This window comes from Streptomyces sp. NPDC046862, from assembly GCF_040704615.1.
Taxonomy (GTDB): Bacteria; Actinomycetota; Actinomycetes; order Streptomycetales; family Streptomycetaceae; genus Streptomyces.
Window position 1 is genome coordinate 102,748 of the sequence record NZ_JBEYXP010000038.1, and the last position, 14,584, is coordinate 117,331.

A 14,584-nucleotide genomic window follows, 5' to 3' on the forward strand; every position below is an offset into this window, starting at 1 on the left:
GCCGCCAATAGGCCCGATGGTCGACCCCGAGTGCACTCTCCTGAGCCAATTGGGGGATGGTAGAGACAGTCAGGGCAACCTCGAAGATGAGGCACTACCTCGGTGAGGGAAGACGTGAGCGACAACTCTGTAGTACTGCGGTACGGCGACGGCGAGTACACCTACCCGGTGATCGACAGCACCGTCGGCGACAAGGGCTTCGACATCGGGAAGCTCCGCGCCCAGACGGGTCTGGTGACGCTGGACAGCGGGTACGGCAACACCGCCGCCTACAAATCCGCCATCACCTATCTCGACGGTGAGCAGGGCATCCTCCGATACCGCGGCTACCCGATCGAGCAGCTGGCCGAGCGCTCCACCTTCCTGGAGGTGGCCTACCTGCTGATCAACGGTGAGCTGCCCACGGTCGACGAGCTGACCGGCTTCAAGAACGACATCACGCAGCACACCCTGCTGCACGAGGACGTCAAGAACTTCTACAAGGGCTTCCCGCGCGACGCGCATCCCATGGCGATGCTGTCGTCCGTGGTGAGCGCCCTGTCGACGTTCTACCAGGACAGCCACAACCCGTTCGACGAGAAGCAGCGGAACCTCTCGACGATCCGCCTTCTCGCCAAGCTTCCGACCATCGCGGCGTACGCGTACAAGAAGTCGATCGGTCACCCGTTCGTCTACCCGCGCAACGACCTCGGGTACGTCGAGAACTTCCTGCGCATGACCTTCTCGGTCCCCGCCCAGGAGTACGACCTGGACCCGGTCGTCGTCTCCGCGCTCGACAAGCTGCTGATCCTGCACGCGGACCACGAGCAGAACTGTTCGACCTCGACGGTCCGCCTGGTCGGCTCGTCGCAGGCGAACATGTTCGCCTCGATCTCGGCCGGCATCAGCGCTCTGTGGGGCCCGCTGCACGGCGGCGCCAACCAGTCCGTGCTGGAGATGCTGGAGGGCATCCAGCAGTCGGGCGGCGACGTCGATACCTTCATCCGCAAGGTGAAGAACAAGGAAGACGGCGTCAAGCTGATGGGCTTCGGCCACCGCGTCTACAAGAACTTCGACCCCCGGGCGAAGATCATCAAGGCGGCCGCGCACGACGTCCTCTCGGCGCTCGGCAAGTCCGACGAGCTCCTCGACATCGCGCTCAAGCTGGAAGAGCACGCTCTCGCGGACGACTACTTCGTCTCCCGCAAGCTGTACCCGAACGTGGACTTCTACACGGGCCTGATCTACCGCGCCATGGGCTTCCCGACCGAGATGTTCACGGTCCTGTTCGCCCTCGGCCGCCTCCCGGGCTGGATCGCCCAGTGGCACGAGATGATCAAGGAGCCGGGTTCCCGCATCGGGCGCCCGCGCCAGATCTACACGGGCGTCGTCGAGCGCGACTTCGTGCCGGTCGAGGCCCGCTAGGCGCTCCGCTCGGTCGGGCGGGTCGTCGGTTGTGGGTTGTTGTACGTGGTTCGTTGTCCGCGGGTCGTGGGGGGCTGGTCGCGCAGTTCCCCGCGCCCCTGACGGGGCGCGACCCGAGCCGAGCCGAGCCGTGCGAGGAGACCCCGGGGACAAAGATCCCTGGAACGAGAAAACCCAGGAACAAAGCGGAAGGCGCCCTGTCGCCGGTCCCCCCACGGGCCGACGATCAGGGCGCCTTCCCATGTCCCGGTGCGGATTCCCCCCACGGGATCCGGCCGGGCGTCTGGTGGGCCAGCGCCTGAATCGCTGGTGAGCAGAACGAGCAAAACTCGGTGTGCTGCTCCGGTGCGGTCTGCCGGGGTACGTACGGGAGGGCCGCTCAAAGCTCCCCGGTGCACGTGCCCCGGCAACGCAGTTCCGGGAACGTCCCCCAAGACATCCCCAGATGCCAGTCACGCCCCCCAAGACGCTTCTGACATCGCAAACTTAGACTCACGAACCCCTTCGTTGGTTACGTTCACATCACTGTGATCTGCGTCTCTTGCATATGTCCTGAATCTACGCAAGAGCCCCAATGCGGTGATCGGGGTCCAAGCGTAAGGATGATGCGCGAGCCTTGTGAAGAGCTTATGTGAGGCTACTGCGGGACTCTAGAGGGACTTTTACCTCGTCGTCATGAAAACGACCTGAGCCTCAGGCTATTGGTCACCACAAAAACGGACGAAAAGGCCATGGCTGCCCCGGCGATCATCGGGTTCAGCAGCCCGGCGGCGGCCAGGGGCAGCGCCGCCACGTTGTACCCGAAGGCCCAGGCGAGGTTGCCCTTGATGGTGGCGAGGGTCCGCCGGGACAGCCGGATCGCGTCCGCGGCCACCCGCAGATCCCCTCGTACGAGTGTCAGGTCGCCCGCCTCGATCGCCGAGTCCGCCCCCGTGCCCATGGCCAGCCCCAGGTCGGCCGCGGCCAGCGCGGCGGCGTCGTTGACCCCGTCCCCGACCATCGCGACCGTACGGCCCTCGGCCCGCAGGCGCCGGACGGCGTCGACCTTCTCCTCGGGCAGCACCTCGGCGATCACCTCGTCGATCCCGACGGCCGCGGCCACCGAGCGGGCCACCCGTTCGTTGTCCCCGGTCAGCAGCACCGGCGTGAGCCCGAGGGCGCGCAACCGGCGTACGGCCTCGGCGCTGGTCTCCTTGACCGCGTCGGCGACGGTCAGGACACCGAGCGGCACTCCGTCCCGTGCGACCACGACGGCGGTGCGGCCCGCTGCCTCGGCGGCCTCCTTGGCGCCCTTCAGCGCCTCCGGGAGGGGCCGGGAGACCAGGCGGCCCACCTCGACGTCCCGGCCCTCCACGCGCCCGCGTACGCCCCGTCCAGGCACGTTCTCGAAGCCCTCCACGGGCGGGAGCGCGGCGCCCAGACGCTTCTCGGCGCCCGCGGCGACGGCCCGGGCGATCGGGTGCTCCGAGGCGTGCTCCAGGGCACCCGCGAACCGCAGGACGTCCTCCTCGTCGGCGCCCTGGGCGACGTACACCTCCTGGAGGGTCATGCGGCCGGTGGTGACCGTGCCGGTCTTGTCCAGGACGACGGTGTCGACGCGGCGCGTGGACTCCAGGACCTCGGGCCCCTTGATGAGGATGCCGAGCTGGGCGCCCCGGCCCGTGCCGACCAGCAGCGCCGTCGGGGTGGCCAGGCCCAGCGCGCACGGACAGGCGATGATCAGCACCGCGACGGCCGCGGTGAACGCGGCGGCGGTGTCGCCGGTGGCGCCGAGCCAGCCGCCGAACGTGCCGGCCGCGATGAGGAGCACCACCGGCACGAACACGGCGGAGATCCGGTCGGCCAGCCGCTGCGCCTCGGCCTTGCCGTTCTGCGCGTCCTCGACCAGCTTCGCCATGCGCGCCAGCTGCGTCTCCGCGCCGACACGGGTCGCCTCGACGACGATCCGGCCGCCCGCGTTCACCGTCGCGCCCGTCACCGGCGACCCCACCGTCACGTCCACCGGCACGGACTCACCGGTCAGCATGGACGCGTCGACCGCCGAGACGCCCTCGACGACGGTGCCGTCGGTGGCGACCTTCTCCCCGGGCCGTACGACGAACCGGTCGCCCACGGCCAGCCTCCCGACGGGGATCCGCACCTCACGGCCGCCCGCCCGTCTCCCGCCACCGCCCTCAACCGAGAGCGCTTCGCGCTCGCCCCCCTCGTATCGCAGGACGGCGACGTCCTTCGCGCCCAGTTCCATGAGCGCCCGCAGGGCCGCGCCCGCCCGGCGCTTCGAGCGGGCCTCCAGGAAGCGGCCGAGCAGGATGAGCGCGACCACCCCGGCGGCCACTTCGAGGTAGATGGTCGACGAGCTCTCCGTGCGCGAGACGGTCAGGTCGAAGCCGTGGCGCATGCCCGGCATGCCCGCGTGCCCGAAGAACAGCGCCCAGAGGGACCAGCCGAACGCGGCGAGCGTGCCCACCGAGACCAGCGTGTCCATGGTGGCCGCGCCGTGCCGGAGGTTCGTCCAGGCGGCCCGGTGGAACGGCAGCCCGCCCCAGACCACGACCGGCGCGGCGAGGGTCAGCGACAGCCACTGCCAGTTGTCGAACTGCAGCGCCGGGACCATGGAGAGCAGGACGACCGGGAGAGCGAGGACGGCGGAGACCGTGAACCGCTGCCGCAGGGCGGCGAGCTCGGGGTCCTCTTCACGTCCCGGGGCCTGTGTCTCGCCCTCGGGTGGCTCCGGCGGCGGGGGCTCCTCGGCCGTGTAGCCCGTCTTGACGACGGTGGCGATCAGATCGTTGACCTGTATCCCCTCGGCGTACGTGACCTTCGCCTTCTCCGTCGCGTAGTTGACCGTGGCGGAGACGCCGTCCATGCGGTTGAGCTTCTTCTCGACGCGAGCCGCGCACGAGGCGCAGGTCATCCCCCCGATGGTGAGCTCGACCTCCCGGAGGGGCTCACGTGTGGGAGCCTCCGCTGTGGTGCCGGTCATGTCCGCTCAGGCCTTGCCCACGAGCTCGTAGCCGGCCTCGTCGACGGCGGCGCGCACGGCGTCCTCGTCGAGAGGGGCGGTGGAGACCACGGTGACCTCGCCGGAGGAGGCCACGGCCTGCACCGAGGTGACGCCGCCGATCTCGGAGATCTCACTGGAAACGGCGCCCTCGCAGTGCCCGCAGGTCATCCCGCTCACCTTGTAGACGGTGGTGACGGTGCCGGCGGTGTCGGTCTGGGCGGTCATGGCGTTGCTCCTCGTCGAGACGGGTGTTGCTTACGTGACCCCACACTGTACCCCTAGGGGGTATGCGCGCAGCAAGGGGGTTCGAGGTTAGCGTTCGCTGGGACGGTGATCTCCCGGTGGTCTTCCGGGCGGAGGGGCGTGGGTGTATGCGTGCGGTGGTGTTCGAGCGGTTCGGGGAGCCGGCCGAGGTGAGGCGGCTGCCGGATCCGGTGCCCTCGGAGCACGGGGTCGTGGTGCGCGTCGAGGCCACGGGCCTGTGCCGCAGCGACTGGCACGGCTGGCAGGGGCACGACCCGGACATCACGCTCCCGCACGTGCCGGGCCACGAACTGGCCGGAGTCGTCGAGGCGGCGGGCGACCGGGTGAGCCGCTGGCGGCCCGGTGACCGGGTCACCGTCCCCTTCGTCTGCGCCTGCGGCACCTGCCCCGCCTGCGCGGCGGGGGACCAGCAGGTGTGCGAGCGGCAGACGCAGCCGGGGTTCACGCACTGGGGGTCGTTCGCCGAGTACGTGGCCCTGGAGCACGCCGACGTCAACCTGGTGGCCGTGCCGGAGGAGCTGACGTCCGGTACGGCCGCCGCGCTGGGCTGCCGTTTCGCCACGGCGTTCCGCGCGGTGGTGACCCAGGGGCGCGTCGCGGCGGGGGAGTGGGTGGCCGTGCACGGGTGCGGCGGCGTCGGGCTCTCGGCGGTGATGATCGCGGCGGCCTCGGGCGCCCGGGTGGCGGCCGTCGACGTGTCCGCCGGAGCCCTCGACCTCGCCCGGAAGTTCGGCGCCGCCGAGTGCGTGGACGCCTCCCGGGTGCCGGACACCGCTCAGGCCGTGCGCGACCTCACGGGCGGCGGCGCCCACCTCTCGCTGGACGCCCTCGGCTCACCCGCCACCTGCGCGGCCTCGGTGAACGGCCTGCGCCGCAGGGGCCGCCACGTCCAGGTCGGCCTGCTCCCTTCCCCGACCGGCACCACCCCGGTCCCCATGGCCCGCGCGATCGCCCTCGAACTCGAACTCCTCGGCAGCCACGGCATGGCCGCCCACGCCTACCCGCCGATGCTGGAACTGGTCCGCGCGGGCGTCCTGCGCCCCGACCAGCTGGTCACGTCCACCATCTCCCTGGACGCGGTCCCCGCCGCACTGGAGGCGATGGGTACGGCGCCGGGGGCCGGGGTGACGGTCATAGAGCCCTGGAGCTGAGTTCCCCGGCCTCCGGGTGGCCCCGGTGGACGGCCCACTCCGGGGCGAGGGCCGCCATCCGCACGGCGTCGATCCACTCGCCGTCCTGCCACAGGCTCTGCCGCTCGACGCCCTCGGCCACGAATCCGGCCTTCTCGTAGGCACGCAGGGCCCGCGGATTGTGGGCGAAGACCCACAGCGAGACACGGTGCAGGCCGAGCCGCTCGAAGGCGTACCCGAGGACCAGTCGCACGGCTTGCGTGCCAAGACCGCGGTCGCGTCCTCCGGGGCCGATCAGTGTGCGGAAGGTGCAGTTGCGGTTGTGCGGGTCCCACTCGTACAGCACGACCTCCCCGACCAGTTCGCCGCTGGCCCGGTCCACGACGCCGAGGTCGAGCCGGTCGGCCTGCTCGTTGCGGGAGCCGTACCAGGAGTGCAGCCGCTCCTCCCCGAACTCCTCCGTCGGACTGCCCGTCAGCCGGAGCACCTCGGGATCGGCCAGGACGCCCAGCATCACCGGGACGTCCTCCTCGGTGAACGGCCGCAACAGGGCCTTCTCGCCGGTGAGGATGGGCTTGACGGAGAAGTCGACCAGGTCGGCCGGTTCGGCGCTCATCCCGGGATTCTCGACGCCGTGCGAGCGAGAGAGCAACGCGATAATCACTCGGTCCCAGGGCCGCGACGTCACTCGGTCCGGCGGTCGCGCGTCACTCGGTCCTGCGGCCGCGGTTGCCGGGTCTGGACGCCACCCAGGCCCGTACGGTGTCCGCGTACCAGTACGGTTTCCCGCTCTCCACATGGTCGGGCGGAGGCAGGAGCCCGTGCTTGCGGTACGAGCGGACGGTGTCGGGCTGCACCCGGATGTGTGCGGCGATCTCCTTGTACGACCAGAGACGGCGGTCGGTCACGAGTGGCACCTCCTCACGAATCCTGTGACCGGCCAACGACAGTCGGTGATCGGAGGCAAGGGGCTGTGGACAGGACGTGACGCGGGAGCCGCACACATGCGACACGCGTGACGTGACGGTGTTCTTTGTGACACGAGCGGCACAAAACGGGATGGGCCGGGCCTGCTGCGCCAGACCCGGCCCACCGTCCTCCCCCGGTCCGGCCTCCCCGCATCCCCCGGGGCAGCCCTACCCCGCCTCCCCGGGCGACCGCCGGAGGCCACAGCGTGCCGTCAGCGCACCCTGCCGGTCTTGGAGAAAAGCGCGGCTCCGTCCGGCGGCAGCACCAGACTGGTCGCCTCGCCCCGCAGCCGGTCCACCAGCGGCGGGCCCGACCGCGCCGACGCGTCTCCCAGCCGCGCCGCCGTGAAAGCGCCCGGGGTGCACCCGGTCATCGCCCGGAACTCCGAGCTGAGATGCGCCTGGTCGTAGAAACCGCAGGCCGCCGCGGTCTCGGCCTGTGACCGGCCCGCCGCGAGCAGCCGACGCGCCCGTTGCAGCCGCAGTACCCGGGCCGCCGCCTTCGGGCCCAGCCCGATCTGTTCCCGGAAGCGGTTCTCCAACTGCCGTACGCTCCAGCCGACCTCGCGGGCCAGTCGCCCCACCGGCATCGAACCCCCGGTCCGCACCAGCTCCGACCACGCCCGCACCACCCGCGCGGAACAGGGCGTCCCCTTCTCCGACCACCGCGTCAACACGTCGTCCAGCAGCGCGAACCGGTCCGCCCAGGTGGGCAACGCGGCGAGTGCGGCGGCGAGTTCGCCGGTGTCGCGCAGCTCCTCGGGGTCCACGTGCCGCCCGGCCAGCTCCCCCTGCGGCGTACCGAAGAGCCGGAACGCGGCCCACGGCGCGAGCAGCACCTCGACCCCCGAGATCCGCCCACCGTGCTCACCGATGGCGGGGGAGGTGGAGAGCCCCGAGTACACCGAGCGCAGGGTCGTCGGCGGGCGCCCCGGCCGGGAGATCCGTACGGGTTCCTCGAACCCGAGCAGCAGCGTGACGGCACCGATCGGCGCCTCGAGCCGCGTCCGCGGCCGATCGAGAGCCAGCCGCACCCCGCGGTAACCGATCACCCCGGGCCGCAGCCGAGGATGAGGCAGAGCACCGGCGGTCTCCCAGACACCACCGGGTAAGTGCACGGTAAGCACCGTCATGCTGCCTCATGGTGCAGGCAGAGGCGCCAAGGTGAAAGGCCTGTACCAAGACGCGAGTTCGTCTTTGTGTGAGGCTGCGCGTCCCCACCTCAGGGGCGCGGGGCGGTATCGATATGCGGCTCCGCCGCGTGGGCGCGACAAGCCACAGACGGCCCGCGGTCATCCAACGACCGCACCCCCACGGCGCCCCAAGCGGAGCGCCTACGCCCCGCAGGACCTCAAGAACGCCCTCGTCCGCCGAGCGATCGGCAGCGGCCGATCCGGCTCACACGGATACATGTCCTGCTCCACGATCGCGAACAGCTCCACGTCCAGCTTCTGCGCAGCGGCAAGCACCGGCTCCAACGCGGGCACCCCGGCAGGCGGTTCGCACATCACACCCTTCGCCACGGCCGGCCCGAACGGAATCTCGTTCGCCCGCACCTCGGCGAGGATCTCCGGATCCACCTGCTTGAGGTGCAGATACCCGATCCGCTCCCCGTACGTCTCGATCAGCTTGACGCTGTCGCCCCCGCAGTACGCGTAGTGCCCCGTGTCCAGGCACAGCGACACGACGGAGGACGCCGTGCCGTCGAGGAAGCGGGCGACGTTCTCCTCGCTGTCGATGTGGGTGTCCGCGTGCGGGTGCACGACGATCCGCAGCCCGTACCGCTCCCGCACCTCCCGCCCCAGCCGCTCGGTCAGCTGCGTCAGATGGCGCCACTGCTCGACCGTCAGCGTGCTCGGCTCCAGGACCTCGCCCGTCTTGTCGTCCCGCCAGAAAGAGGGGATCACCACAAGATGGGACGCGCCCATCGCCTGCGTCAGGGCCGCGATGCCGGAGACGTGCGCCCAGGTCGACTCCCACACGTCCGGACCGTGGTGCAGCCCGGTGAACACGGTGCCCGCCGACACCTTCAGGCCGCGCTTCGCGGTCTCCTCGGCGAGCACGGCCGGGTCGGTGGGCAGGTAGCCGTACGGGCCCAGCTCGATCCACTCGTAACCGGCCGCGGCGACCTCGTCGAGGAAGCGCTGCCAGGGGACCTGCTGCGGGTCGTCGGGGAACCACACACCCCAGGAATCGGGGGCCGATCCGACCCGGATGCGGGAGAGTGAGGGCTGCGGTGACAACGACGTCATGGCCGTCAGAGTGCGGGGGTCCGGTGAAGCGTGTCAAGGCATGGTCCGAATGTCCGGACAAAATATTGACAGGGGTCGGCGGACGGGGCTAGACCTTGGGGCACGGGACCGGGCGCTGGGACGCGCTCCGGTCCCGTGCGGCCGAGTCGAAGGGAACTCGATGGCGTACGAGACGGCGTGCGACCTGATCACCATGGGGCGGATCGGGGTGGACCTCTACCCGCTGCAGACGGGGGTCGCCCTGCCGCAGGTGTCGTCGTTCGGCAAGTTCCTCGGCGGATCGGCGGCCAACGTCGCGGTGGCCGCGGCCCGTCTCGGCCGGAGCACGGCGGTCATCACCCGCACGGGCGCCGACCCCTTCGGCGAGTACCTGCACCAGGAGCTGCGCGGCTTCGGCGTCGACGACCGCTGGGTCACCCCGGTTCCGGGACTGCAGACCCCCATCACCTTCTGCGAGGTCTTCCCGCCGGACGACTTCCCGCTCTACTTCTACCGTCGGCCCAAGGCGCCCGACCTGGAGATCGAAGCGCACGAGCTGGACCTCGGCGCCATCCGCGACACCCGCGTCTTCTGGGTGACCGGTACGGGCCTGAGCGAGGAACCGAGCCGTACGGCGACGCTCGCGGCCCTCGCCCACCGCGCCAAGTCCGGTACGACGGTCTTCGACCTCGACTGGCGCCCGATGTTCTGGCAGGACCCGGAGACCGCCCGACCCTTCTACACCGAGGCCCTGCGGCACACCACGGTCGCCGTCGGCAACCTCGACGAGGTGGAGGTCGCCACCGGCGAGCGCGAACCGCACGCGGCCGCCCGCGCCCTCCTCGACGCCGGCGTGGAACTCGCGATCGTCAAGCAGGGACCCAAGGGCGTCCTGGCCGTGCACGCCGACGGCACGAAGGCCGAGGTCCCGCCGCTCCCCGTCACCGTCCTCAATGGCCTCGGCGCCGGAGACGCGTTCGGCGGCTCGCTGTGCCACGGGCTGCTCGGCGGCGGGCAGCTGGAGAAGATCATGCGGCACGCCAACGCCGCCGGGGCCATCGTCGCCTCCCGTCTGGAGTGCTCCTCGGCCATGCCCACCGAAGCCGAGGTCGAGGCGGCGGTCGCGGCGGGAGCGGTGTGGTGAGCACCCGCCACCGCGCACGCCGTCGACGCCACGGCCGAGCGGCAACTCCCGGTCCTCGTCGAGCCGTTCATCGGCCGCCGCGACCCCGCGACCGGCGCGGTGCGCAACGACCTGAGCGCCGAGGCCGTCACCAAGTCCCTCGCGATCGCGAGCGGATTGGGCGGCACGTCGGCGTGCACCTGGCTGAAGGTCCCGGTCACCGAGAACCCCGACTACCCGGCCGGCGGCGACGTGGCCACGGCCGTGGCCACGGCGGTGGGACTGCTGTGAGGGCCACGGTATGACCGGTGAGCTGTACGTCCCCGAACGCGCGGGCCTGCCCCGCCGCGCCACCGGTACGGTGCGCGCAGGGGGCGAACGGCTCCACATCCCGGGTGGGGACAGCGTGTTGGGCGAGGTCGCCGGCCTCGTGCACGTGCCCCACGACGCCCGGGTCCAGATCGCCTCCGGCGCGCGGGCCGCTTTGCTTTGGCAGGAGCGAAGTGCGAGCGATGACTCCCCGCCCGCTACGGCCCCGCGCCGGAGGTCCCGCGACGTAGCATGGTCCGATAACCCTACGTGTCGGGTCGGGCACGCTGTGGCCCCGAGGTCCGCGAGGACATCTGGACAACAGGCGCACCATTGAGACGTGGGCACGACGGAGCCGTACCGCAATGGCGGAGCTGATTGCATCCGGCCCACGTAAGAGAGCACAGAGGGATACCGATGACCTCAACGACGAGGCTGACGGTCGCGCAGGCGCTGGTGCGGTTCCTGGCCGCCCAGTACACGGAGCGGGACGGCGAGCGGCAGCGGCTGATCGGCGCCACCTGGGGCATCTTCGGCCACGGCAACGTCGCCGGACTCGGGCAGGCGCTCGTCGAGTACGCCGACGACATGCCGTACCACCAGGGGCGCAACGAACAGGCCATGGTCCACGCGGCGGTGGGCTACGCGCGTCAGTCCAACCGCCTGTCCACGCACGCCGTCACGACGTCGATCGGCCCCGGCGCGACCAACCTGGTGACCGGCGCCGCGCTCGCCACGATCAACCACCTCCCGGTCCTCCTCCTGCCCGGCGACGTCTTCGCCACGCGCCCGGCCGACCCGGTGCTCCAGCAGCTCGAAGTCCCCTACGCCGGCGACGTGTCCGTCAACGACTGCCTGCGCCCGGTGTCGCGGTACTTCGACCGGATCACCCGCCCCGAGGCCCTGATCCCGGCCGCGCTGCAGGCGATGCGCGTGCTGACGGACCCCGTCGACACCGGCGCCGTGACGCTGGCCCTCCCGCAGGACGTGCAGGCGGAGGGCTTCGACTGGCCGGAGGAGCTCTTCGCCGAGCGCACCTGGACCGTGCGCCGCCCGGCCGCCGACACGAGCGAACTGGCCGCCGCGGTCCGGGCGATCCGCGAAGCCCGGCGCCCGCTGATCATCGCGGGCGGCGGCGTCCACCACAGCCGCGCCGAGGAGGCGCTCGCCGAACTCGCCGGGGCCACCCGCATCCCCGTCGCCTCGACCCAGGCGGGCAAGGGCTCCCTGCACCACGACCACCCGCAGGACGTGGGCGGCATCGGCCACACCGGCACCGCCACCGCCGACGAACTCGCCCGCACCGCCGACCTGGTGATCGGCGTCGGCACCCGCTACACCGACTTCACCACCGCCTCCGGCACCCTGTTCACCGGCGAGGGCGTCCGCTTCCTCAACCTCAACATCGCGCCCTTCGACGCCCACAAGCTCGCCGGGCTCCCGATCGTCGCCGACGCCCGCGCGGGCCTGGAGGCCCTCACCGAGGCCCTCGAACTGCACGACCACAAGGTCAGCGACGCGTACACCACCGAGTACACCGAGGACAAACAGCGCTGGGAGCACCGCGTCGACGCCTGCTACGAGTGCGACGAACCCGACACCCGGCCCACCCAGCCCCAGGTCCTCGGCCTGCTCGACGAGGTCGTCACCGAGCGGGACATCCTCGTCAACGCGGCCGGTTCCCTCCCCGGCGACCTGCACAAACTGTGGCGGACACGGTCGCGGGACCAGTACCACCTGGAGTACGGCTACTCCTGCATGGGCTACGAGATCCCGGCCGCGATCGGTGTGTGCCTGGCCGCGCCCGGGCGCCCGGTGTGGGCGCTCGTCGGCGACGGGACGTACCTGATGATGCCGACGGAGATCGTGACGGCCGTGCAGGAGAACGTCCCGATCAAGGTGCTGATCATCCAGAACCACGGCTACGCGTCCATCGGCGGCCTCTCCGACGCGGTGGGCGGCGAGCGGTTCGGCACCGCGTACCGCTACCCGTCCGACGACGGCACGTTCACCGGCCGGCCGCTGCCCGTGGACCTCGCGGCCAACGCGGCCAGCCTGGGCATGCGGGTGCTGCGGGCCAAGACGGTACGCGACCTGCGCGCCGCCCTCGCCGAGGCGCGGGACGCCGACACTCCCACATGTGTCTACGTGGAGACCCAAACGGCAGACACAGTGTCGGGCGCGCCCCCGGCCCAGGCCTGGTGGGATGTCCCCGTGGCCGAGACCGCGACCCGATCGTCCGCGGTCAAGGCCCGCGAGCTGTACGAACGGCACGTCTCCACCCGGCGCCGCCATCTGTGAAGGAGCACTCGGCCATGACGAGGATCGTCAACCACTGGATCGGCGGCAAGGCCGTCGAGGGCGCGTCGGGCACGTACGGCCCGGTCACGGACCCGGCGACCGGCGCGGTGACCACCAAGGTCGCGTTCGCGAGCGTGGACGAGGTGGACGCGGCGGTGACGGCGGCGAAGGAGGCGTGGACGACCTGGCGCCACTCGTCCCTGGCCCAGCGCACGTCCATCCTCTTCAAGTTCCGCGCGCTGCTGGACGCCCACCGCGACGAGATCGCCGAGCTGATCACCGCCGAGCACGGCAAGGTGCACTCCGACGCCCTCGGCGAGGTCGCGCGCGGCCTGGAGATCGTCGACCTGGCGTGCGGCATCAGCGTGCAGCTGAAGGGCGAGCTGTCGACGCAGGTCGCGAGCCGCGTGGACGTCTCGTCGATCCGTCAGCCGCTGGGCGTGGTCGCGGGCATCACGCCGTTCAACTTCCCGGCCATGGTGCCGATGTGGATGTTCCCGCTGGCCATCGCGTGCGGCAACACGTTCGTGCTGAAGCCGAGCGAGAAGGACCCGTCGGCGTCGGTCCGCCTCGCCGAACTGCTGGCGGAGGCGGGCCTGCCGGACGGCGTCTTCAACGTGCTGCACGGAGACAAGGTGGCCGTGGACCGCCTCCTGGAACACCCGGACGTCAAGGCGGTGTCCTTCGTCGGCTCGACCCCGATCGCCCGCTACATCCACACCACGGCGTCCGCGAACGGCAAGCGGGTCCAGGCCCTGGGAGGTGCCAAGAACCACATGATGGTCCTCCCGGACGCCGACCTGGACGCGGCGGCGGACGCGGCCGTCTCGGCCGCCTACGGCTCGGCGGGTGAGCGCTGCATGGCCATCTCGGCGGTCGTCGCGGTCGGTTCGATCGGCGACGAGCTGGTGGAGAAGATCCGCGAGCGCGCCGAGAAGATCAAGATCGGCCCCGGCAACGACCCCACCTCCGAGATGGGCCCGCTCATCACCGCCGCCCACCGCGACAAGGTGGCGTCGTACGTGACGGGCGCGGCGGCGGAGGGCGCCGAGGTGGTCCTGGACGGCACGGGCCACACGGTGGACGGTTTCGAGAACGGCCACTGGATCGGCATCTCGCTCCTCGACAAGGTGCCGACGGACGCCAAGGCGTACACCGACGAGATCTTCGGCCCGGTGCTGTGCGTGCTGCGCGTGGACACCTACGAGGACGGCGTCGACCTCATCAACACCTCGCCCTTCGGCAACGGCACCGCGATCTTCACCCGCGACGGTGGCGCGGCCCGCCGCTTCCAGCTGGAGATCGAGGCGGGCATGGTCGGCGTGAACGTCCCGATCCCGGTCCCCGTCGGCTACCACTCCTTCGGCGGCTGGAAGGACTCGCTCTTCGGCGACCACCACATCTACGGCAACGACGGCACGCACTTCTACACCCGCGGCAAGGTCGTCACCACCCGCTGGCCGGACCCGGCCGACGCCCCGACCGGCGTGGACCTGGGCTTCCCGCGCAACCACTGAGGTGTGTACGGGGGCGGATTCTCCTCGCCCCCGCCGCCCCTACCCGTCCCATCCCCAGGGGCTCCGCCCCCGGACCCCCGCTCCTCAAACTCCCCCAGCTACCGCTGGGAGGTGCCCCCAAGGGGCTGGATGGTGCGGGGCGGCGCTGGGTTTCCCGCAGGGGGCTGCGGTTTCAGGGCCGCGGGGGACTGCCCGGTCTTCAGGGGCGCGGGGAACTGCGCGACCAGCCCCCACCCACCCGCACCCAACCCATCCACCCCAGATGTCCCCACCTCCCCGGGGTCTGGGGGCGGAGCCCCCAGGGACAGGATGGGACGGGTAGGGGCGGCGGGG

At 71.2% G+C, this 14,584-nt stretch carries 12 protein-coding genes; 6 read left to right on the top strand and 6 right to left on the bottom strand.

Features of this window, described 5'->3' with window-relative positions; translation table 11 throughout:
- Nucleotides 1-114: 114 nt before the first annotated feature.
- Nucleotides 115-1,404 carry a citrate synthase gene (locus tag AB0959_RS34560; RefSeq protein ID WP_366830665.1) on the top strand — a complete coding sequence of 430 codons (1,290 nt, stop codon included), beginning with the start codon at nt 115-117 and terminating at the stop codon, nt 1,402-1,404.
- Between the two features lie 673 nt (nt 1,405-2,077).
- On the opposite strand, the gene AB0959_RS34565 is transcribed toward AB0959_RS34560, so the two are convergent.
- Both AB0959_RS34565 and AB0959_RS34570 read right to left on the bottom strand, forming a co-directional pair.
- The gene (locus AB0959_RS34565) at nt 2,078-4,387 is read right to left on the bottom strand and encodes a heavy metal translocating P-type ATPase (protein WP_366830666.1); all 2,310 of its coding nucleotides are present in this window, start codon (nt 4,385-4,387) and stop codon (nt 2,078-2,080) included.
- Between the two features lie 6 nt (nt 4,388-4,393).
- Entirely contained in the window at nt 4,394-4,633 is a 240-nt protein-coding gene (locus AB0959_RS34570) for a heavy-metal-associated domain-containing protein (protein WP_366830667.1), read from the bottom strand.
- 146 nt (nt 4,634-4,779) lie between these two features.
- Between AB0959_RS34570 and AB0959_RS34575 the strand changes: the two genes are divergently transcribed.
- Entirely contained in the window at nt 4,780-5,823 is a 1,044-nt protein-coding gene (locus AB0959_RS34575) for a zinc-dependent alcohol dehydrogenase family protein (RefSeq protein WP_366830668.1), read from the top strand.
- On the opposite strand, the gene AB0959_RS34580 is transcribed toward AB0959_RS34575, so the two are convergent.
- The 4 genes from AB0959_RS34580 to AB0959_RS34595 form a co-directional block, all read right to left on the bottom strand.
- Entirely contained in the window at nt 5,804-6,418 is a 615-nt protein-coding gene (locus AB0959_RS34580; protein ID WP_366830669.1) for a GNAT family protein, read from the bottom strand. The genes AB0959_RS34575 and AB0959_RS34580 overlap by 20 nt on opposite strands.
- A gap of 91 nt (nt 6,419-6,509) precedes the next feature.
- Nucleotides 6,510-6,710, bottom strand: coding sequence for a MerR family transcriptional regulator (locus AB0959_RS34585; RefSeq protein WP_359157455.1), 201 nt, complete (start codon nt 6,708-6,710; stop codon nt 6,510-6,512).
- A gap of 272 nt (nt 6,711-6,982) precedes the next feature.
- Entirely contained in the window at nt 6,983-7,903 is a 921-nt protein-coding gene (locus AB0959_RS34590) for a helix-turn-helix domain-containing protein (RefSeq protein WP_366830670.1), read from the bottom strand.
- A gap of 201 nt (nt 7,904-8,104) precedes the next feature.
- On the bottom strand, nt 8,105-9,022 hold the full coding sequence (locus AB0959_RS34595) for a sugar phosphate isomerase/epimerase (protein WP_366830671.1): 918 nt from the start codon (nt 9,020-9,022) through the stop codon (nt 8,105-8,107).
- Between the two features lie 160 nt (nt 9,023-9,182).
- Here AB0959_RS34595 and iolC point away from each other — a divergent pair, with 160 nt between their 5' ends.
- From iolC to mmsA, 4 genes are all read left to right on the top strand, one after another.
- Complete coding sequence (gene iolC, locus AB0959_RS34600; RefSeq protein ID WP_366830672.1) at nt 9,183-10,145, top strand: 5-dehydro-2-deoxygluconokinase; 963 nt, start codon at nt 9,183-9,185, stop codon at nt 10,143-10,145.
- A gap of 99 nt (nt 10,146-10,244) precedes the next feature.
- The gene (locus tag AB0959_RS34605; protein WP_366830673.1) at nt 10,245-10,415 is read left to right on the top strand and encodes a hypothetical protein; all 171 of its coding nucleotides are present in this window, start codon (nt 10,245-10,247) and stop codon (nt 10,413-10,415) included.
- 435 nt (nt 10,416-10,850) lie between these two features.
- Nucleotides 10,851-12,734: a 3D-(3,5/4)-trihydroxycyclohexane-1,2-dione acylhydrolase (decyclizing) gene (gene iolD / locus AB0959_RS34610; protein ID WP_366830674.1), complete on the top strand. Its 1,884-nt coding sequence runs from the start codon at nt 10,851-10,853 to the stop codon at nt 12,732-12,734.
- A gap of 14 nt (nt 12,735-12,748) precedes the next feature.
- Entirely contained in the window at nt 12,749-14,251 is a 1,503-nt protein-coding gene (gene mmsA, locus AB0959_RS34615; protein WP_366830675.1) for a CoA-acylating methylmalonate-semialdehyde dehydrogenase, read from the top strand.
- The last annotated feature ends 333 nt before the right edge of the window (nt 14,252-14,584 follow it).

What these genes read in the sequence shown, in the direction of transcription:
- AB0959_RS34590 (WP_366830670.1), bottom strand. Translation starts at nt 7,903, where the DNA reads ATGACGGTGCTTACCGTGCACTTACCCGGTGGTGTCTGGGAGACCGCC.
- iolD (WP_366830674.1), top strand. Translation starts at nt 10,851, where the DNA reads ATGACCTCAACGACGAGGCTGACGGTCGCGCAGGCGCTGGTGCGGTTC.
- AB0959_RS34570 (WP_366830667.1), bottom strand. Translation starts at nt 4,633, where the DNA reads ATGACCGCCCAGACCGACACCGCCGGCACCGTCACCACCGTCTACAAG.
- AB0959_RS34575 (WP_366830668.1), top strand. Translation starts at nt 4,780, where the DNA reads ATGCGTGCGGTGGTGTTCGAGCGGTTCGGGGAGCCGGCCGAGGTGAGG.
- iolC (WP_366830672.1), top strand. Translation starts at nt 9,183, where the DNA reads ATGGCGTACGAGACGGCGTGCGACCTGATCACCATGGGGCGGATCGGG.
- AB0959_RS34580 (WP_366830669.1), bottom strand. Translation starts at nt 6,418, where the DNA reads ATGAGCGCCGAACCGGCCGACCTGGTCGACTTCTCCGTCAAGCCCATC.
- AB0959_RS34565 (WP_366830666.1), bottom strand. Translation starts at nt 4,387, where the DNA reads ATGACCGGCACCACAGCGGAGGCTCCCACACGTGAGCCCCTCCGGGAG.
- mmsA (WP_366830675.1), top strand. Translation starts at nt 12,749, where the DNA reads ATGACGAGGATCGTCAACCACTGGATCGGCGGCAAGGCCGTCGAGGGC.
- AB0959_RS34595 (WP_366830671.1), bottom strand. Translation starts at nt 9,022, where the DNA reads ATGACGTCGTTGTCACCGCAGCCCTCACTCTCCCGCATCCGGGTCGGA.